Consider the following 18,562-nt stretch of genomic DNA (forward strand, 5'->3'; position numbering starts at 1 on the left):
GCACCGGCGTCTGGGCGGCGCGGGCGCTCGGCGGCAGCAGCGCCCGGGCAGACGCAGCCGCCTTCCGGCGCCGTCGGCCCGGCGACTACGGTCACTTCCACGGCAGGCAGTCGACTGCCGCTCGGGTCGGGGCAGACAGCCCCCGCACCCCGGCCGGGCGTTCGCCGCCGCAGCCGTTGGAGGCCCCCCCGTGCCAGAGTCGGGGCGGGCGGTTGCCGCATCCGCCCCCGGCCGGACGGCCGGGCGGTCGTCGCCGCAGCCGTCGAGGGCTCCCGTACCGGAGACAGTGCAGGCCGCCGGAGGCGCCTCGCCTCAGCCGGGCCGACGGGTGTTCACTGCCGAACCGCCGGAGGCCCACCCCACTCGGACCCCGCCGAACGGCGAGAGCCGGGGAGAACTCCTACGCTCGTCTCATGTCAGAGGTGTACGCGACCCGCCGATCCCGGCTGAGGGATCGCTGCAACGCGGCCGGTACCGCGGCAGCGCTCATCTCCCGTCCTGCCAATGTGCGGTATCTGGCGGGAGCCGCGCCCCAGGGGGCGGTTCTGCTCCTCGGCAGGCGGGAGGACCAGCTGGTGTGTCCCGTCCCGCCGGAGGAGCGGCCGGGGGAGGGGCGTCCCGACGAGGCCCTCGCCCTGCATGTGCTGCCCACCGCCGGAGGCGACCCCGCCGTGGCCGCCGCCGGGCTCGCGGGCGGTGAGGGCACCGACGCCCTGGCCGTGGAGGAGCACCACCTCACCGTCGCCCGGTACCGCGCCCTCGGCTCGGTCGCCCCCGGGCTGCGCCTCGCGGACCTGGGAACCGCCGTGGAGCAGCTGAGGGTGGTCAAGGACGAGGAGGAGATCTCCTGTCTGCGGATCGGCGCGGAGATCGCCGACCAGGCCCTGGGCGAGCTGCTCGAGTCCATCCTCGTCGGCCGCACCGAACGGCACCTCGCCCTGGAGCTGGAGCGGCGCCTGGTCGACCACGGCGCCGAGGGCCCCGCCTTCCCGACCTCCGTGGCGACCGGACCCAACTCCGGCCGCTGTGGACACCGGCCCACCGACCGGCGGGTGGAGGAGGGCGACTTCCTCTCCGTCTGCCTCGGCGCGACCTACCGCGGCTATCGCTGCGAGATCGGCCGCACCTTCGTCATCGGCACCTCGCCCGCCGACTGGCAGGTCGAGCTGTACGACCTCGTGTTCGCCGCCCAACGGGCCGGACGCGAGGCCCTGGTGCCCGGTGCCGCCTACCGCGATGTGGACCACGCGGCCCGCCAGGTGCTGGACTCCGCCGGGTACGCGGACGCCCTGCCGCCGGTCACCGGACACGGGGTCGGACTCGAAATCGACGAGGACCCGCAGCTCGCCCCTTCAGCCATGGGTAAACTGGACGCTTGCGTGCCGGTCACCGTCGAACCCGGGGTTCACCTCCCGGGCCGGGGCGGCGTCCGGATCGATGACACGCTCGTCGTGCGCCCAGAGGCGGACGGCGGACCCGAGCTACTCACCATCACGACCAAGGAGCTGCTCGCGCTTTAACGGTGCGTGCCCCGTGGTCGTCCACGTCAGTCCAGGAGATTCCGCAACCGTGGCTTCCACGAACGACCTCAAGAACGGCATGGTGCTCAAGCTCGATGGCGGCCAGCTGTGGTCCGTCGTCGAGTTCCAGCACGTCAAGCCCGGCAAGGGCCCGGCCTTCGTGCGCACCAAGCTGAAGAACGTGCTGTCCGGCAAGGTGGTCGACAAGACCTTCAACGCCGGCGTCAAGGTCGAGACCGCCACTGTCGACAAGAGCGACATGCAGTTCTCGTACATGGACGGCGAGTACTTCGTCTTCATGGACATGGAGACCTACGACCAGCTGCACATCGACCGGAAGACCGTCGGCGACGCCGCCAACTTCCTGATCGAGGGCTTCGAGGCCACCGTCGCCCGCCACGAGGGCGAGGTGCTCTACGTCGAGCTGCCGGCCGCCGTCGAGCTCGTCATCCAGGAGACCGAGCCGGGTGTCCAGGGCGACCGCTCCACCGGTGGCACCAAGCCCGCCACGCTGGAGACCGGCCACCAGATCCAGGTCCCGCTGTTCATCACGACCGGCGAGAAGATCAAGGTCGACACCCGCACCAGCGACTACCTCGGCCGGGTGAACAGCTAACCGTGGCTGCCCGCAACACGGCCCGCAAGCGCGCGTTCCAGATCCTCTTCGAGGGCGATCAGCGCGACGCGGACGTACTCACGGTCCTCGCGGACTGGGTCCGGCTCTCCCGGTCCGACACCCGGCAGCCCCCGGTCAGCGAGTACACGATGCAGCTTGTCGAGGGCTACGCGGACCACGCGTCGCGCATCGACGAGCTGATCGCCCAGTACGCGGTCGGCTGGACGCTGGACCGGATGCCGGTCGTCGACCGTAACCTGCTGCGGCTCGGCGCGTACGAGCTGATCTGGGTGGACGAGACGCCCGACGCGGTCGTTCTGGACGAGATGGTGCAGCTTGCCAAGGAGTTCTCGACGGACGACTCGCCGGCGTTCGTGAACGGCCTGCTGGGCCGCTTCAAGGAGCTGAAGCCTCGCCTGCGGCGCGATCAGCCGTAAACAGCGCCGTTGGGGCGTGGGTGGACTGTTGTGTGCCGGTTCGTGGTGGCCGGTCGCGCAGTTCCCCGCGCCCCTTTGGTGTTTCCGCTCGCGTAGGCCGAAAAAGCCGCCCGGGGTGGCAGGGGAAAACTCTCCCTGCCACCCCGGGCGGCACGTTTCTGCTCAATGCGCGTAAAGCGGTCAGCTGTCCTCGTGGGCGACCGCGCGGCGCGCGTCGGCGTCCAGGACGCCCCAGCTGATGAGCTGCTCGGTCAGGACCGAGGGGGACTGGTCGTAGATGACGGCGAGGGTGCGCAGGTCGTCCTGGCGGATCGAGAGCACCTTGCCGTTGTAGTCGCCGCGCTGGGACTGGATCGTCGCCGCGTAGCGCTGGAGGGGGCCCGCCTTCTCGGCCGGCACCGTGGCCAGCCGCTCCAGGTCCAGGACGAGCTTCGGCGGCGGCTCGGCGGCCCCGCCCGGCGTGGTGCCCGGCAGCAGCTCCTGCACCGGAACGCCATAGAAATCGGCCAGCTCGGCCAGGCGCTGCACGGTCACGGCACGGTCGCCGCGCTCGTACGAGCCGACCACCACGGCCTTCCAGCGCCCCTGGGACTTCTCCTCGACACCGTGGAGGGAAAGGCCCTGCTGGGTGCGGATGGCCCGGAGCTTGGCCCCGAGCTGTTTGGCGTATTCGCTGGACATATAGCTCCCCGGACACTGTGTCGACGCGGCCGACGGGGGTGCCCGCCGCGCGGCTGGTAACTCACTGTGAGGTTACGCAGCGTGATTCTTCTGCGTCAAGCCGAATGGTCCACACCGACTCTTCCGTGGTAGTGGCCGCCCGCTGACCCGAACGGGTGAAACGGGTGCTCCGAAGGACCTGCTAGGGTGGATGGCGCAAATCCGACGTCCTTTAAAGTCCGTCCCGTGAGGCGGAGAAGGGGGTCCGTTTCGTATGGACACGCACACGCAAAATCCCGCGTCCGATGCCCGGCCCGTCCTCGAGGGTCCCGACATCGCACGCGTCCTGACCCGTATCGCCCACGAGGTCGTCGAACGCGCCAAGGGCGCCGACGACGTGGTGCTCCTCGGCATCCCGACCCGGGGCGTCTTCCTCGCCCAGCGGCTCGGCGTCAAGCTGGAGCAGATCACCGGACGCACGATCCCGGTCGGCTCGCTCGACATCACCATGTACCGCGACGACCTGCGGATGCACCCGCCGCGCGCCCTCGCCCGCACCGAGATCCCCGGTGACGGTGTCGACGGCCGCCTGGTCGTGCTCGTGGACGACGTGCTCTTCTCCGGCCGCACCATCCGCGCCGCCCTCGACGCCCTGAACGACATCGGGCGCCCCCGCGCGGTCCAGCTCGCGGTCCTCGTCGACCGCGGCCACCGCGAACTGCCCATCCGCGCCGACTACGTCGGCAAGAACCTCCCCACGTCGTTGCGGGAGACGGTCAAGGTCCAGCTCGCCGAGGAGGACGGTCGCGACACCGTGCTGCTCGGTGCCAAGCCCGGCCAGTAGCGGACAGCGGCGCACGAGCTGCTTCGGCATGCCCTCGACGCGCCCTGCTCCGCCCGAATCCTCCCGTTTGAACTGCCTTACGGAGCCTGACAGATGCAGCGTCATCTCATCTCGGCCGCCGACCTCACCCGCGACGACGCCGTCCTGATCCTCGACACCGCCGAGGAGATGGCCCGGGTCGCCGACCGGCCGATCAAGAAACTGCCGACCCTGCGCGGCCGCACGATCTGCAACCTCTTCTTCGAGGACTCGACCCGGACCCGGATCTCCTTCGAGGCCGCCGAGAAGCGCCTCTCCGCCGACGTCATCAACTTCGCGGCCAAGGGGTCGAGCGTCTCCAAGGGCGAGTCCCTCAAGGACACCGCCCAGACGCTGGAGGCGATGGGCGTGGACGCCGTCGTCATCCGGCACAGCGCCTCCGGCGCCCCCTACCGCCTGGCCAACTCCGGCTGGATCGACGCGCCCGTCATCAACGCCGGAGACGGCACCCACCAGCACCCCACCCAGGCCCTGCTCGACGCCTTCACCATGCGCCGCCGGCTGATCGGCCCCGACGCCGGGCTCGGCCAGGACCTCACCGGCAAGCGCGTCACTCTCGTCGGCGACGTCCTGCACAGCCGCGTCGCCCGCTCCAACGTGGACCTGCTGCACACCCTCGGCGCCGACGTCACCCTCGTCGCCCCGCCCACGCTGCTGCCGGTCGGCGTGGAGACCTGGCCCTGCGAGGTGTCCTACGACCTCGACTCCACGCTGCCCAAGTCCGACGCGGTGATGATGCTCCGCGTCCAGCGCGAGCGCATGAACGCCGCCTTCTTCCCCACCGAGCGCGAGTACTCCCGCCGCTACGGCCTCGACGGCGACCGCATGGCGCGGATGCCCGAGCACGCCATCGTGATGCACCCCGGTCCGATGGTCCGGGGCATGGAGATCACCGCCGAGGTCGCCGACTCCGACCGCTGCACGGTCGTCGAGCAGGTCGCCAACGGTGTCTCCATCCGCATGGCCGTCCTCTACCTGCTGCTCGGCGGCAACGAGCCCGCCACCACCCAGCCCGCCACCACCCACCTTCGTACCGAGGAGAAGTAAGAACCATGAGCAAGATCCTGATCCGTGGTGCGAAGGTGCTCGGGGGCGAGCCGCAGGACGTCCTGATCGACGGCGAGACCATCGAAGCGGTCGGTACCGGCCTGTCCGCCGAGGGCGCCGAGGTCGTCGAGGCCGAGGGCAAGGTGCTGCTGCCGGGCCTGGTCGACCTGCACACCCATCTGCGCGAGCCGGGCCGCGAGGACTCCGAGACCGTGCTGACCGGCACCCGCGCCGCCGCCTCCGGCGGCTTCACCTCCGTCTTCGCCATGGCCAACACCTTCCCCGTCGCCGACACCGCCGGTGTGGTGGAGCAGGTCTGGCGGCTCGGCCGGGAGTACGGCTACTGCGACGTGCAGCCCATCGGCGCCGTCACCGTCGGCCTCCAGGGCAAGAAGCTCGCCGAGCTGGGCGCCATGCACGACTCGGCCGCCGGGGTCACCGTCTTCTCCGACGACGGCAAGTGCGTGGACGACGCGGTGATCATGCGCCGCGCCCTGGAGTACGTGAAGGCCTTCGGCGGTGTCGTCGCCCAGCACGCCCAGGAGCCCCGGCTCACCGAGGGCGCCCAGATGAACGAGGGCATCGTCTCCGCCGAGCTGGGCCTCGGCGGCTGGCCCGCCGTCGCCGAGGAGTCGATCATCGCCCGGGACGTGCTGCTCGCCGAGCACGTCGGCTCCCGGCTGCACATCTGCCACGTCTCCACGGCCGGCTCGGTCGAGATCATCCGCTGGGCCAAGTCCCGCGGCATCCAGGTCACCGCCGAGGTCTGCCCCCACCACCTCCTCCTCACGGAGGAGATGGTGCGCACCTACAACCCGGCCTACAAGGTCAACCCGCCGCTGCGCACCGAGCGCGACGTGCACGCCCTGCGCGCGGGACTCGCCGACGGCACGATCGACATCGTCGCCACCGACCACGCCCCCCACCCGCACGAGGACAAGGACTGCGAGTGGAGCGCAGCCGCCATGGGCATGGTCGGCCTGGAGACCGCCCTGTCCGTGGTGCAGGAGACCATGGTCGAGACCGGCCTGCTCGACTGGGCCGGGGTCGCGGACCGCATGTCCGCCGCGCCCGCCCGCATCGGCCGCGCCACCGGTCACGGCCGCCCGGTCGCGCCGGGCGAGCCCGCCAACCTCACGCTCGTGGACACCGCCTACCGTGGACAGGTGGACCCCGCGGGCTTCGCCTCGCGCAGCCGCAACACCCCGTACGAGGGCCGCGAGCTGCCGGGCCGTGTCACCCACACCTGGCTCCGGGGCAAGGCCACGCTCATGGACGGGAAGCTCACGTGACATCTGCACCCCTGCTCGCCGCATCGCTTGCCACGGGGCTCGCGGACGAGAAGAAATCCGCCGTGGTGACCGACTGGGGTGCCAGGATCGGCTGGCTTGTCGGACTCGCCCTCTTCATCGCGCTCGTCTACTGGCTGATGCGCGAGGGCTGGAAGTGGCGCGGCACCCTCCAGAACGACCTGCCGGAGCTGCCCGGCGTGCCGGAGGACCCCGGTACGGCGAGACTGAGCATGAGCGGCCGTTACCACGGCTCCACCACCGCCGGACAGTGGCTGGACCGCATCGTGGCGCACGGCCTGGGCACCCGCAGCCGCGTGGAGCTGACCCTCACCGACGCGGGCCTGGTGGTCGAGCGCCCCGGCGCGCACGACTTCTTCGTGCCCCTGGACGCCCTGCGCGGCGCCCGGCTCGACAAGGGCATCGCGGGCAAGGTCCTCACCGAGGGCGGGCTGCTGATCGTCACCTGGGCGCACGGCGACAAGCTGATCGACTCCGGCTTCCGCTCCGACCGCGCGGCCGAGCACAACGAGTGGGTCGACACCCTGAACCACCTGATCAACGACACGGAAGGCGCACGATGACGACCTCCACCCGGGGAGCCGCCAAGACTCCCGCCGTACTCGTCCTGGAGGACGGCCGCATCTTCCGCGGCCGCGCCTACGGGGCCGTGGGGGAGACCTTCGGCGAAGCCGTGTTCTCCACCGGCATGACCGGCTACCAGGAGACTCTGACCGACCCCTCGTACGACCGCCAGATCGTCGTCGCCACCGCCCCCCAGATCGGCAACACCGGCTGGAACGACGAGGACGACGAGTCGAGGCGCATCTGGGTCTCCGGCTATGTGGTCCGCGACCCCGCGCGCGTGCCGTCCAACTGGCGCTCCCGGCGCTCCCTGGACGACGAGCTGACCGCGCAGGGCATCGTCGGCATCAGCGGCATCGACACCCGCGCCCTCACCCGCCATCTGCGCGAGCGCGGATCGATGCGCGCCGGCGTCTTCTCCGGCGAGGCCCTCGCCCCCGAGGCCGAGCTGATCGAGCGCGTCCAGGCCCAGCCGCACATGAAGGGCGCGAGCCTCTACGAGGAGGTCGCCACCAAGGAGGCGTACGTCGTCCCGGCGGTCGGCGAGAAGAAGTTCACCGTCGCCGCGATCGACCTCGGCATCAAGGGCATGACCCCGCAGCGCATGGCCGAGCGCGGCATAGAGGTGCACGTGCTGCCCGCGACCGCCACGGTCGAGGACGTCTACGCCGTGAACCCCGACGGCGTGTTCTTCTCCAACGGCCCCGGCGACCCGGCCACGGCCGACGGCCCGGTGGCCCTCATGACCGCCGTGCTGGAGCGCAGGACCCCGCTGTTCGGCATCTGCTTCGGCAACCAGATCCTCGGCCGCGCGCTCGGCTTCGGCACCTACAAGCTGAAGTACGGCCACCGGGGCATCAACCAGCCGGTCCAGGACCGCACCACCGGCAAGGTCGAGGTCACCGCGCACAACCACGGCTTCGCCGTCGACGCGCCGCTCGACCAGGTCAGCGACACCAAGTTCGGCCGCGCCGAGGTGTCCCACGTCTGCCTCAACGACAACGTCGTGGAGGGGCTCCAGCTGCTCGACCAGCCAGCCTTCTCCGTTCAGTACCACCCCGAAGCGGCTGCGGGCCCGCACGACGCGGCCTACCTGTTCGACCGCTTCACGTCTTTGATGAGCACCGCTCCGATGGAGGGCCAGCGTGCCTAAGCGCACCGATATCCAGTCCGTCCTGGTCATCGGCTCCGGCCCGATCGTCATCGGCCAGGCCGCCGAGTTCGACTACTCCGGCACCCAGGCGTGCCGCGTGCTCAAGGCCGAGGGCCTGCGCGTCATCCTGGTGAACTCCAACCCGGCGACGATCATGACCGACCCGGAGATCGCCGACGCCACCTACGTCGAGCCGATCACGCCCGAGTTCGTCGAGAAGATCATCGCCAAGGAGCGCCCCGACGCCCTCCTGCCCACCCTGGGCGGCCAGACCGCGCTCAACACCGCCATCGCCCTGCACGACAACGGCGTGCTGGAGAAGTACGGCGTCGAGCTGATCGGCGCCAAGCCCGAGGCGATCCACAAGGGCGAGGACCGCGACCTGTTCAAGGGCGTCGTGGAGGCCGTCAACGCCAAGATCGGCCACGGCGAGTCCGCCCGCTCGGTCATCTGCCACTCCATGGACGACGTCCTCAAGGGCGTCGAGACGCTCGGCGGCTACCCCGTCGTCGTCCGCCCCTCCTTCACCATGGGCGGCGCGGGCTCCGGCTTCGCGCACGACGAGGAGGAGCTGCGCCGCATCGCGGGCCAGGGCCTCACGCTCTCCCCGACCACCGAGGTGCTCCTGGAGGAGTCCATCCTCGGCTGGAAGGAGTACGAGCTGGAGCTGATGCGCGACCGGAACGACAACGTCGTGGTCGTCTGCTCCATCGAGAACTTCGACCCCATGGGCGTGCACACCGGCGACTCGATCACCGTCGCGCCGTCCATGACGCTGACCGACCGCGAGTACCAGCTGCTGCGCGACATCGGCATCGCGATCATCCGCGAGGTCGGCGTGGACACCGGTGGCTGCAACATCCAGTTCGCGGTCAACCCCGAGGACGGCCGGGTCATCGTCATCGAGATGAACCCGCGTGTCTCGCGGTCCTCCGCGCTCGCCTCCAAGGCGACCGGCTTCCCGATCGCCAAGATCGCCGCCAAGCTGGCCGTCGGCTACACCCTGGACGAGATCCCCAACGACATCACCCAGGAGACCCCGGCCTCTTTCGAGCCCACGCTCGACTACGTGGTGGTCAAGGCTCCTCGGTTCGCCTTCGAGAAGTTCCCGCAGGCCGACTCCACGCTGACCACCACCATGAAGTCGGTCGGCGAGGCCATGGCCATCGGCCGCAACTTCACCGAGGCCTTCCAGAAGGCGCTGCGCTCGCTGGAGAAGAAGGGCAGCCAGTTCACCTTCGTGGGCGACCCCGGCGACAAGACGGCCCTGCTCGAAGAGGCGGTGCGCCCCACCGACGGCCGCGTCAACACCGTCATGCGGGCCATCCGCGCGGGCGCCACGCCCGAGGAGATCTTCGCGTACACGAAGATCGACCCCTGGTTCGTCGACCAGCTCTTCCTGATCAAGGAAGTCGCCGACGAGCTGGCCGACGCCCCCGAGCTGACCCGCGAACTGCTCGCCGAGGCCAAGCGGCACGGCTTCTCCGACGTCCAGATCGGTGAGATCCGCGGCCTGCGCGAGGACGTCGTCCGTGAGGTCCGGCACGCGCTCGGCATCCGCCCGGTCTACAAGACGGTCGACACCTGCGCCGCCGAGTTCGCCGCGAAGACGCCGTACTTCTACTCCTCCTACGACGAGGAGACCGAGGTCGCGCCGCGCGAGAAGCCCGCGGTCATCATCCTGGGCTCCGGCCCCAACCGCATCGGCCAGGGCATCGAGTTCGACTACTCCTGCGTCCACGCCTCCTTCGCGCTGTCCGACGCCGGGTACGAGACCGTCATGGTCAACTGCAACCCGGAGACCGTCTCCACCGACTACGACACCTCCGACCGGCTCTACTTCGAGCCGCTCACCCTGGAGGACGTGCTGGAGATCGTGCACGCCGAGTCCCTCGCGGGCCCGATCGCCGGTGTGGTCGTCCAGCTCGGCGGGCAGACCCCGCTGGGCCTCGCGCAGGCGCTCAAGGACAACGGCGTGCCGGTCGTCGGCACCCCGCCCGAGGCCATCCACGCCGCCGAGGACCGGGGCGCCTTCGGCCGGGTCCTCGCCGAGGCCGGACTGCCCGCGCCCAAGCACGGCACCGCCACCACCTTCGCCGAGGCCAAGGCCATCGCGGACGAGATCGGCTACCCGGTCCTGGTCCGGCCCTCCTACGTCCTCGGCGGACGCGGCATGGAGATCGTCTACGAGGAGGAGCGCCTCGCCTCCTACATCGCCGAGTCCACCGAGATCAGCCCCTCCCGGCCGGTCCTGGTCGACCGCTTCCTGGACGACGCCATCGAGATCGACGTCGACGCCCTCTACGACGGCGAGGAGCTGTACCTCGGCGGCGTCATGGAGCACATCGAGGAGGCCGGCATCCACTCCGGCGACTCGGCGTGCGCCCTGCCCCCGATCACGCTCGGCGGCTTCGACATCAAGCGGCTGCGCGCCTCCACCGAGGCCATCGCGCGCGGGGTGGGCGTCCGCGGTCTGATCAACATCCAGTTCGCCATGGCGGGCGACATCCTCTACGTCCTGGAGGCCAACCCGCGCGCCTCCCGCACGGTGCCCTTCACCTCCAAGGCGACCGCCGTGCCGCTGGCCAAGGCCGCCGCGCGCATCTCGCTCGGCGCGACCATCGCCGAGCTGCGTGCCGAGGGCCTGCTCCCGGCGACCGGCGACGGCGGCGAACTCCCGCTGGACGCGCCGATCTCCGTCAAGGAGGCCGTGATGCCCTGGTCCCGCTTCCGGGACATCCAGGGCCGCGGTGTGGACACCGTGCTCGGCCCGGAGATGCGCTCCACCGGCGAGGTCATGGGCATCGACTCCGTCTTCGGCACGGCGTACGCCAAGTCGCAGGCGGGCGCGTACGGCCCGCTGCCCACCAAGGGCCGCGCGTTCATCTCCGTCGCCAACCGCGACAAGCGCTCGATGATCTTCCCGGCCCGCGAGCTGGTCGCCCACGGCTTCGAGCTGATGGCCACCTCCGGCACCGCCGAGGTCCTCAAGCGCAACGGCATCAACGCCACCGTCGTGCGCAAGCAGTCCGAGGGCACCGGCCCGAACGGCGAGCGGACCATCGTCCAGCTCATCCACGACGGCGAGGTGGACCTCATCGTCAACACCCCGTACGGCACCGGCGGCCGCCTCGACGGCTACGACATCCGTACGGCGGCCGTGGCCCGCTCGGTCCCGTGCCTGACCACCGTCCAGGCGCTCGCCGCCGCCGTCCAGGGCATCGACGCCCTCAACCGCGGCGACGTGGGCGTCCGCTCGCTCCAGGAACACGCCGAACACCTGAACGCGGCCCGCGACTAGCAGCCCCGAGGGGGACACCGGAAACGGTGTCCCCCTCTTCGTGAGGACAGCCATGTACAAGTTCTTCTTCAACCTCGTCTTCAAGCGCATGGACCCCGAGGAGGCCCACCACCTCGCCTTCCGCTGGATCCGTCTCGCCGCCGCGCTCCCGGTGCTCCGCGTCTTCCTCGCCGCCGCGCTCGCGCCGCGCTACAAGGAGCTGCGCACGGAGGCCCTCGGGCTGCGGATGCACGGGCCCTTCGGGCTCGCCGCCGGCTTCGACAAGAACGCCGTCGCGATCGACGGCATGTCGATGCTCGGCTTCGACCACGTGGAGATCGGCACCGTCACCGGCGAGGCCCAGCCCGGCAACCCGAAGAAGCGGCTCTTCCGGCTGGTCGCGGACCGCGCCCTGATCAACCGCATGGGCTTCAACAACGAGGGCTCCGCCGCCGTCGCCGCCCGCCTCGGCGCCCGCAGGCCCGCCTTCCGTACCGTCGTCGGCGTCAACATCGGCAAGACCAAGGCCGTACCCGAGGCGGAGGCCGTCGCCGACTACGTGAAGTCCGCCGAGCGGCTCGCCCCGCACGCCGACTACCTGGTCGTCAACGTCTCCTCCCCGAACACCCCCGGTCTGCGCAACCTCCAGGCCACCGAGGCGCTGCGCCCGCTGCTCACCGCCGTGCGCGAGGCCGCCGACCGCGTGGTCGCGGGCCGCCGGGTGCCGCTCCTGGTGAAGATCGCCCCCGACCTCGCCGACGAGGACGTGGACGCCGTGGCCGACCTCGCCGTGGAACTCGGCCTGGACGGCATCATCGCCACCAACACCACCATCGCCCGCGAGGGCCTCGGCCTGCGCTCCGCGCCCGCGCTGGTCAAGGAGACCGGCGGACTGTCCGGCGCGCCCCTCAAGGCACGCTCCCTGGAGGTGCTGCGCCGCCTCTACGCGCGCGTGGGCGACCGCATCACCCTGGTCGGCGTCGGCGGCATCGAGACCGCCGAGGACGCCTGGCAGCGCATCCTCGCCGGAGCCACCCTCGTCCAGGGCTACAGCGCCTTCGTCTACGAGGGCCCGTTCTGGTCCCGCGCGATCCACAAGGGCCTCGCCGCCCGCCTGACCAACAGCCCGTACGCCACCCTCGCCGATGCGGTCGGCGCCGACGTGAGGAAGCCCGCATGAGCTCCCTGGAGCCCTTCGGCGCCCGGCTGCGCCGCGCCATGGACGAGCGCGGCCCGCTCTGCGTCGGCATCGACCCGCACGCCTCGCTGCTCGCCGAGTGGGGCCTGAACGACGACGTGGCCGGCCTGGAGCGGTTCAGCCACACGGTCGTCGAGGCGGTCGCCGACCGGGTCGCCGTCATCAAGCCGCAGATGGCGTTCTTCGAGCGCTTCGGCTCGCGCGGTGTCGCCGTCCTGGAGCGTGTCGTCGAGGAGACGCGCGCGGCCGGGGCCCTGGTCGTCATGGACGCCAAGCGCGGCGACATCGGTTCGACCATGGCCGGATACGCCGAGGCGTTCCTGCACAAGGACGCCCCGCTGTTCTCCGACGCGCTCACCGTCTCGCCGTACCTCGGCTACGGCTCGCTCGCCCCGGCCGTCGAGCTGGCCCGGGAGACCGGCACCGGCCTCTTCGTGCTCGCCCTGACCTCCAACCCGGAGGGCCCCGAGGTGCAGCACGCGGTCCGCGCGGACGGCCGTACCGTCGCCGCGACCGTGCTCGCGCACCTCGCCGCCGACAACGCGGGCGAGGCGCCGCTCGGCTCCTTCGGCGCGGTCGTCGGCGCCACCGTGGGCGACCTGTCCTCGTACGACCTCGACATCAACGGCCCGCTGCTGGCCCCCGGTGTCGGTGCGCAGGGGGCGACCCCGGCGGACCTGCCCCGGGTCTTCGGCTCCGCCGTGCGCAACGTCGTACCGAACGTCAGCCGGGGTGTTCTGCGTCACGGTCCCGAGGTCGCGGGGCTGCGGGCGGCCACGGAGCGGTTCGCGGACGAGATCAGGGCCGCTGTCGGCGGCTGACGAGGGCTGCCACGGACCGGTGCGGAGGCCGTGACGGGCGCCCAAATGCCCGTCACCGGCCTCGTGCGGTGTGAATAGAACAGCGAATCCCGGGCAATATGCCCGAAAAGTCCGGCCTCACGGAGGCTGACCAGGACTTTTCCGCTGTTCTCGCTGACTCTGGCTGAGTTGGCCGCTAGTCTCCGAGCAGAGAAACGGGCAAGCGTGTTGCTCGTACCTCCCCAGGTGTGGGGCGACTAGGTTCCTCACCGGTCCGTATCCGACAGTTCGACATCCGAGGTGACGTAGGCGTGGCTCTTCCGCCCCTTACCCCTGAACAGCGCGCAGCCGCGCTCGAAAAGGCCGCCGCGGCTCGCCGGGAGCGGGCCGAGGTCAAGAATCGACTCAAGCACTCCGGCGCCTCTCTGCACGAGGTCATCAAGCAGGGCCAGGAGAACGACGTCATCGGCAAGATGAAGGTCTCCGCCCTTCTCGAATCCCTGCCTGGCGTGGGCAAGGTCCGTGCCAAGCAGATCATGGAGCGTCTGGGCATCTCCGAGAGCCGCCGCGTGCGCGGCCTCGGTTCCAACCAGATCGCGTCCCTGGAGCGTGAGTTCGGCAGCACCGGGTCCTGAGTCCGGCCTCTGCCGGACCAGGAGTCCCGGGCACCCCGGGATTGCTGGAATAATCGCTGCATGGCTGTAACACCCCGGGGGACGACCCCCGTGCCCCCGGACGCACGTCCGCGGCTGACCGTGCTCTCCGGCCCCTCCGGGGTCGGCAAGAGCACGGTCGTCGCTCATATGCGCAAGGAACACCCCGACGTCTGGCTCTCGGTGTCGGCGACGACCCGCAAGCCGCGCCCCGGCGAGCAGCACGGCGTCCACTACTTCTTCGTCACCGACGACGAGATGGACAAGCTGATCGCCAACGGCGAGCTGCTGGAGTGGGCCGAGTTCGCCGGCAACCGCTACGGCACGCCGCGCGCGGCCGTCATCGAGCGACTGGAGAAGGGCGAGCCCGTCCTCCTCGAGATCGACCTCCAGGGCGCTCGTCAGGTCCGCGAGTCCATGCCGGACGCGCAGCTGGTCTTCCTGGCTCCCCCCTCCTGGGAGGAGCTGGTGCGCAGGCTCACCGGCCGGGGCACCGAATCGCCCGAGGTCATCGAGCGCCGCCTGGAGGCGGCCCGGACCGAACTGGCGGCCGAGCCCGAGTTCGACGAGACCCTTGTCAACACCTCCGTCAAGGACGTGGCCCGTGAGCTGCTAGCCTTGATGGACGTTGTGTGATCGTGACCGCCGTCCTGTGAACGGCATCGACGGTCGCATCGACTGAATCTTTCCCACCCATCGGAAGGCAGAGCGTGTCCTCTTCCATCACCGCGCCCGAGGGCATCATCAACCCTCCGATCGACGAGCTCCTCGAGGCCACCGACTCGAAGTACAGCCTCGTGATCTACGCGGCCAAGCGTGCCCGTCAGATCAACGCGTACTACTCGCAGCTCGGCGAGGGCCTCCTCGAGTACGTCGGTCCCCTCGTCGACACCCACGTCCACGAGAAGCCGCTGTCGATCGCGCTGCGCGAGATCAACGCCGGTCTGCTGACGTCCGAGGCCATCGAGGGCCCCGCGCAGTAAGTAGGCACAGTAAGTAGTACGGTCGGATCGCGACCGACTTATCCACAGGCCCGGCAAGCAGCTTGCCGGGCCTGTGGTGTGTGATGGTCCCGTACGTTGTGCCGAGCCGGGGAGAGACGGTGGAGAAGTCGAAGGTCGTGCTGGGGGTCAGCGGTGGCATCGCGGCCTACAAAGCCTGTGAGCTGCTGAGAAGGTTCACGGAGTCGGGCCATGACGTGCGGGTGGTACCGACCGCCTCCGCGCTGAACTTCGTCGGCGCCGCCACCTGGTCCGCCCTCTCGGGCAACCCGGTCTCCACCGAGGTCTGGGACGCGGTCCACGAGGTGCCGCACGTCCGCATCGGCCAGCACGCCGACCTGGTGATCGTCGCGCCCGCGACCGCCGACATGCTCGCCAAGGCCGCCCACGGCCTCGCGGACGACCTGCTCACCAACACGCTGCTCACCGCCCGCTGTCCGGTCGTCTTCGCCCCCGCGATGCACACCGAGATGTGGGAGCACCCCGCCACCCAGGAGAACGTGGCCACGCTGCGCGGCCGGGGCGCCGTCGTCATCGAGCCCGCCGTCGGCCGGCTCACCGGCGTCGACACCGGCAAGGGGCGGCTGCCCGACCCCGGCGAGATCTTCGAGGTCTGCCGCCGCGTGCTGGCCCGGGGCGTCTCCGAGCCCGATCTCAGGGGCCGTCATGTCGTCGTCTCCGCGGGCGGCACCCGTGAGCCGCTCGACCCGGTCCGCTTCCTCGGCAACCGCTCCTCCGGCAAGCAGGGCTACGCCCTCGCCCGCACCGCCGCCGCGCGCGGTGCCCGTGTGACTCTCGTCTCGGCGAACGCCGCGCTGCCCGACCCCGCCGGAGTGGACGTCGTCCCGGTCGGCACCGCCGTGCAGCTGCGCGAGGCCGTGCTGAAGGCCGCCGCCGAGGCCGACGCGGTGGTCATGGCCGCCGCCGTCGCCGACTTCCGTCCGGCCGTCTACGCGAGCGGCAAGATCAAGAAGAAGGACGGCAAGGAACCCGAACCGGTCGCCCTGGTGCGCAACCCCGATGTACTCGCGGAGCTGTCCGCCGAGCGCGCCCGGCCCGGACAGGTCGTGGTCGGCTTCGCCGCCGAGACCGACGACGTGGTGGCCAACGGCCGCGCCAAGCTGGCCCGCAAGGGCTGCGATCTGCTCGTGGTGAACGAGGTGGGGGAGCGCAAGACCTTCGGCTCCGAGGAGAACGAGGCGCTGATCCTCGGCGCCGACGGCAGCGAGACGCTTGTCCCGCACGGTCCGAAGGAGGACCTGGCCGACCTGGTCTGGGACCTCGTGGCGGCCCGACTGGGCTGACTGGTTGGGCCGTTGGGGACGGTGTTCTTTCGGCCACACGGAGTCATTCGTTCCATTTCGGACCCGCCGGGATCTCGCGTGGCGGGCCTGGTCAATGCCGCTGGGCATTGGGCAGAATGCCTGTGCCGCAGGTCACGGCACCCTCCACCGGGAGAGTGCGGGTGGCCTCGCGGTCGCGAGCGACCGATAAACTGTCCTCGGACGACGCCGGGCGCAGCTCCCGGATCGTCCGCCAATGATCAGCCAGCAGCCGCTGCAACCCCAGGGAGCGTTGTGTCCCGTCGCCTGTTCACCTCGGAGTCCGTGACCGAAGGTCACCCCGACAAGATCGCTGACCAGATCAGCGACACGATCCTCGACGCGCTGCTGCGCGAGGACCCCTCCTCGCGCGTCGCCGTCGAGACGCTGATCACCACCGGTCTGGTGCACGTTGCCGGAGAGGTGACGACCAAGGCGTACGCGCCGATCGCGCAGCTGGTGCGGGACAAGATCCTCGAGATCGGTTACGACTCCTCGAAGAAGGGCTTCGACGGCGCCTCCTGCGGCGTCTCGGTGTCCATCGGCGCGCAGTCCCCGGACATCGCGCAGGGTGTCGACACGGCGTACGAGTCCCGTGTCGAGGGCGATGAGGACGAGCTGGACAAGCAGGGCGCGGGCGACCAGGGCCTGATGTTCGGCTACGCGACGGACGAGACGCCGACGCTGATGCCGCTGCCGATCTTCCTGGCGCACCGCCTGTCCAAGCGCCTCTCCGAGGTCCGCAAGAACGGCACCATCCCCTACCTGCGCCCCGACGGCAAGACCCAGGTCACCATCGAGTACGACGGCGACAAGGCCGTCCGCCTCGACACGGTCGTGGTCTCCTCCCAGCACGCCTCGGACATCGACCTCGAGTCGCTGCTCGCGCCCGACATCCGCGAGTTCGTGGTCGAGCCGGAGCTGCGCGCGCTGCTCGACGAGGGCATCAAGCTGGAGACCGAGGGCTACCGCCTGCTGGTCAACCCGACCGGCCGCTTCGAGATCGGTGGCCCGATGGGCGACGCCGGTCTGACCGGCCGCAAGATCATCATCGACACCTACGGCGGCATGGCCCGCCACGGTGGCGGCGCCTTCTCGGGCAAGGACCCGTCCAAGGTCGACCGTTCCGCCGCCTACGCGATGCGCTGGGTCGCCAAGAACGTCGTGGCGGCGGGCCTGGCCTCCCGCTGCGAGGTCCAGGTCGCCTACGCCATCGGCAAGGCCGAGCCGGTCGGTCTCTTCGTGGAGACCTTCGGCACCCACAAGATCGAGCCCGAGAAGATCGAGAAGGCGATCGACGAGGTCTTCGACCTCCGTCCGGCCGCCATCATCCGCGACCTCGACCTCCTCCGCCCGATCTACGCCCAGACGGCGGCCTACGGCCACTTCGGCCGCGAGATCCCCGACTTCACCTGGGAGCGCACGGACCGCGTGGACGCCCTCCGCGAGGCTGCGGGCATCTGACCCACCGAGGCATCCCGAGGCCCGGTTCCCTGCGGGGGAGCCGGGCCTCGGTGCGTCCCGGGCCGCCGGGCCCGGACGCGTTGTCGGTGGGGTTTGGTAAGAATGCAAGCGTGAGCAGGGAGAACGGGTCGGGGGGCGGCGGGGCTGAGGGGGCCTCGCCGGAGCAGCTTGCGTTCATCAGGGAGAGCGTGCGGGCCGCCGAGGTGCCGCGGGCGAAGCCGCGGACCTGGCGGGGGGCGGCGCTGGCCAAGGACAGGCCCGTCGCGCGGGTGCTGGTCGACAAGGGTGTGCTGCATCTCGACCGGTTCTTCGACTACGCCGTGCCCGAGGAGCTGGACGCCGAGGCGCAGCCCGGGGTGCGGGTCCGGGTGCGGTTCGGCGCCGGGCGGGGGCGGGTGCGGGGCGGGCGCCGTGAGGGCGGCGGGCTCATCGACGGCTTTCTCATCGAGCGGCGCGCCGAGTCCGACTACGCGGGACCGCTGGCCGCGCTGGCCCAGGTCGTCTCCCCGGAGCCCGTGCTCAGCGAGGAGCTGCTGACGCTGGCCCGCGCCGTCGCCGACCGGTACGCCGGGAGCCTCGCCGACGTGCTGCAACTCGCCGTACCCCCGCGCAGCGCCCGCGCCGAGCGCCGCCCCTCGCCCGAGCCGCTGCCCC

Annotated in this window: 17 protein-coding genes and 1 pseudogene; 17 read left to right on the top strand and 1 reads right to left on the bottom strand. The window is 70.8% G+C overall.

Annotated elements, in window-relative coordinates; translation table 11 throughout:
- Nucleotides 1–413: 413 nt before the first annotated feature.
- Genes GTW40_RS02780 through nusB form a run of 3 tightly spaced genes read left to right on the top strand, consistent with a single transcriptional unit; the run spans nt 414 to nt 2,573 of the window.
- Nucleotides 414–1,520 (top strand): aminopeptidase P family protein, encoded by a 1,107-nt coding sequence (locus GTW40_RS02780; RefSeq protein ID WP_161178544.1) that lies wholly within the window; start codon nt 414–416, stop codon nt 1,518–1,520.
- Nucleotides 1,521–1,569: 49 nt separating this feature from the next.
- On the top strand, nt 1,570–2,136 hold the full coding sequence (efp, locus tag GTW40_RS02785; protein ID WP_161178545.1) for an elongation factor P: 567 nt from the start codon (nt 1,570–1,572) through the stop codon (nt 2,134–2,136).
- A 2-nt stretch (nt 2,137–2,138) separates the two neighbouring features.
- Nucleotides 2,139–2,573 carry a transcription antitermination factor NusB gene (nusB, locus tag GTW40_RS02790; protein ID WP_161178546.1) on the top strand — a complete coding sequence of 145 codons (435 nt, stop codon included), beginning with the start codon at nt 2,139–2,141 and terminating at the stop codon, nt 2,571–2,573.
- Between the two features lie 180 nt (nt 2,574–2,753).
- Here the strand turns inward: nusB and bldD are convergent, their stop codons facing one another.
- Complete coding sequence (gene bldD / locus GTW40_RS02795) at nt 2,754–3,254, bottom strand: transcriptional regulator BldD (protein WP_018549006.1); 501 nt, start codon at nt 3,252–3,254, stop codon at nt 2,754–2,756.
- 253 nt (nt 3,255–3,507) lie between these two features.
- Here bldD and pyrR point away from each other — a divergent pair, with 253 nt between their 5' ends.
- The 14 genes and pseudogenes from pyrR to GTW40_RS02865 form a co-directional block, all read left to right on the top strand.
- Nucleotides 3,508–4,077 carry a bifunctional pyr operon transcriptional regulator/uracil phosphoribosyltransferase PyrR gene (gene pyrR / locus GTW40_RS02800; protein WP_161178547.1) on the top strand — a complete coding sequence of 190 codons (570 nt, stop codon included), beginning with the start codon at nt 3,508–3,510 and terminating at the stop codon, nt 4,075–4,077.
- 93 nt (nt 4,078–4,170) lie between these two features.
- Entirely contained in the window at nt 4,171–5,163 is a 993-nt protein-coding gene (locus GTW40_RS02805; RefSeq protein ID WP_161178548.1) for an aspartate carbamoyltransferase catalytic subunit, read from the top strand.
- Nucleotides 5,164–5,168: 5 nt separating this feature from the next.
- The gene (locus tag GTW40_RS02810; protein WP_161178549.1) at nt 5,169–6,455 is read left to right on the top strand and encodes a dihydroorotase; all 1,287 of its coding nucleotides are present in this window, start codon (nt 5,169–5,171) and stop codon (nt 6,453–6,455) included.
- Nucleotides 6,452–7,036 (top strand): hypothetical protein, encoded by a 585-nt coding sequence (locus GTW40_RS02815; RefSeq protein ID WP_161178550.1) that lies wholly within the window; start codon nt 6,452–6,454, stop codon nt 7,034–7,036. The genes GTW40_RS02810 and GTW40_RS02815 overlap by 4 nt, the downstream gene beginning before the upstream one ends.
- Complete coding sequence (gene carA / locus GTW40_RS02820) at nt 7,033–8,190, top strand: glutamine-hydrolyzing carbamoyl-phosphate synthase small subunit (RefSeq protein WP_161178551.1); 1,158 nt, start codon at nt 7,033–7,035, stop codon at nt 8,188–8,190. The genes GTW40_RS02815 and carA overlap by 4 nt, the downstream gene beginning before the upstream one ends.
- Complete coding sequence (carB, locus tag GTW40_RS02825) at nt 8,183–11,491, top strand: carbamoyl-phosphate synthase large subunit (protein ID WP_161178552.1); 3,309 nt, start codon at nt 8,183–8,185, stop codon at nt 11,489–11,491. Before carA ends, carB begins: the two co-directional genes overlap by 8 nt.
- A 52-nt stretch (nt 11,492–11,543) precedes the next feature.
- Entirely contained in the window at nt 11,544–12,650 is a 1,107-nt protein-coding gene (locus GTW40_RS02830; RefSeq protein ID WP_161178557.1) for a quinone-dependent dihydroorotate dehydrogenase, read from the top strand.
- On the top strand, nt 12,647–13,489 hold the full coding sequence (gene pyrF / locus GTW40_RS02835) for an orotidine-5'-phosphate decarboxylase (protein WP_161178553.1): 843 nt from the start codon (nt 12,647–12,649) through the stop codon (nt 13,487–13,489). Before GTW40_RS02830 ends, pyrF begins: the two co-directional genes overlap by 4 nt.
- Before the next feature lie 290 nt (nt 13,490–13,779).
- Nucleotides 13,780–14,103 carry an integration host factor gene (locus GTW40_RS02840; RefSeq protein WP_003977346.1) on the top strand — a complete coding sequence of 108 codons (324 nt, stop codon included), beginning with the start codon at nt 13,780–13,782 and terminating at the stop codon, nt 14,101–14,103.
- 60 nt (nt 14,104–14,163) lie between these two features.
- Nucleotides 14,164–14,757 carry a guanylate kinase gene (gene gmk / locus GTW40_RS02845; RefSeq protein ID WP_161178554.1) on the top strand — a complete coding sequence of 198 codons (594 nt, stop codon included), beginning with the start codon at nt 14,164–14,166 and terminating at the stop codon, nt 14,755–14,757.
- A gap of 74 nt (nt 14,758–14,831) precedes the next feature.
- Nucleotides 14,832–15,104, top strand: a complete 273-nt coding sequence (gene rpoZ, locus GTW40_RS02850) for a DNA-directed RNA polymerase subunit omega (RefSeq protein WP_005319902.1) — start codon at nt 14,832–14,834, stop codon at nt 15,102–15,104.
- A 119-nt stretch (nt 15,105–15,223) separates the two neighbouring features.
- A complete protein-coding gene (gene coaBC, locus GTW40_RS02855) occupies nt 15,224–16,426 on the top strand; it encodes a bifunctional phosphopantothenoylcysteine decarboxylase/phosphopantothenate--cysteine ligase CoaBC (protein ID WP_161178555.1) in 1,203 nt (400 codons plus the stop codon).
- Between the two features lie 273 nt (nt 16,427–16,699).
- Nucleotides 16,700–17,908, top strand: a complete 1,209-nt coding sequence (gene metK, locus GTW40_RS02860) for a methionine adenosyltransferase (protein WP_161178556.1) — start codon at nt 16,700–16,702, stop codon at nt 17,906–17,908.
- A gap of 110 nt (nt 17,909–18,018) precedes the next feature.
- Nucleotides 18,019–18,562, top strand: a pseudogene (locus GTW40_RS02865) (primosome assembly protein PriA); the annotation flags it as partial.

The sequence above is a fragment of the Streptomyces sp. SID4985 genome (assembly GCF_009863025.1).
Classification (GTDB): domain Bacteria; phylum Actinomycetota; class Actinomycetes; order Streptomycetales; family Streptomycetaceae; genus Streptomyces.

Coding starts and splice junctions, on each gene's coding strand:
- carA (WP_161178551.1), top strand. CDS start 7,033: ATGACGACCTCCACCCGGGGAGCCGCCAAGACTCCCGCCGTACTCGTC.
- GTW40_RS02830 (WP_161178557.1), top strand. CDS start 11,544: ATGTACAAGTTCTTCTTCAACCTCGTCTTCAAGCGCATGGACCCCGAG.
- pyrF (WP_161178553.1), top strand. CDS start 12,647: ATGAGCTCCCTGGAGCCCTTCGGCGCCCGGCTGCGCCGCGCCATGGAC.
- bldD (WP_018549006.1), bottom strand. CDS start 3,254: ATGTCCAGCGAATACGCCAAACAGCTCGGGGCCAAGCTCCGGGCCATC.
- GTW40_RS02810 (WP_161178549.1), top strand. CDS start 5,169: ATGAGCAAGATCCTGATCCGTGGTGCGAAGGTGCTCGGGGGCGAGCCG.
- GTW40_RS02780 (WP_161178544.1), top strand. CDS start 414: ATGTCAGAGGTGTACGCGACCCGCCGATCCCGGCTGAGGGATCGCTGC.
- pyrR (WP_161178547.1), top strand. CDS start 3,508: ATGGACACGCACACGCAAAATCCCGCGTCCGATGCCCGGCCCGTCCTC.
- GTW40_RS02805 (WP_161178548.1), top strand. CDS start 4,171: ATGCAGCGTCATCTCATCTCGGCCGCCGACCTCACCCGCGACGACGCC.
- gmk (WP_161178554.1), top strand. CDS start 14,164: ATGGCTGTAACACCCCGGGGGACGACCCCCGTGCCCCCGGACGCACGT.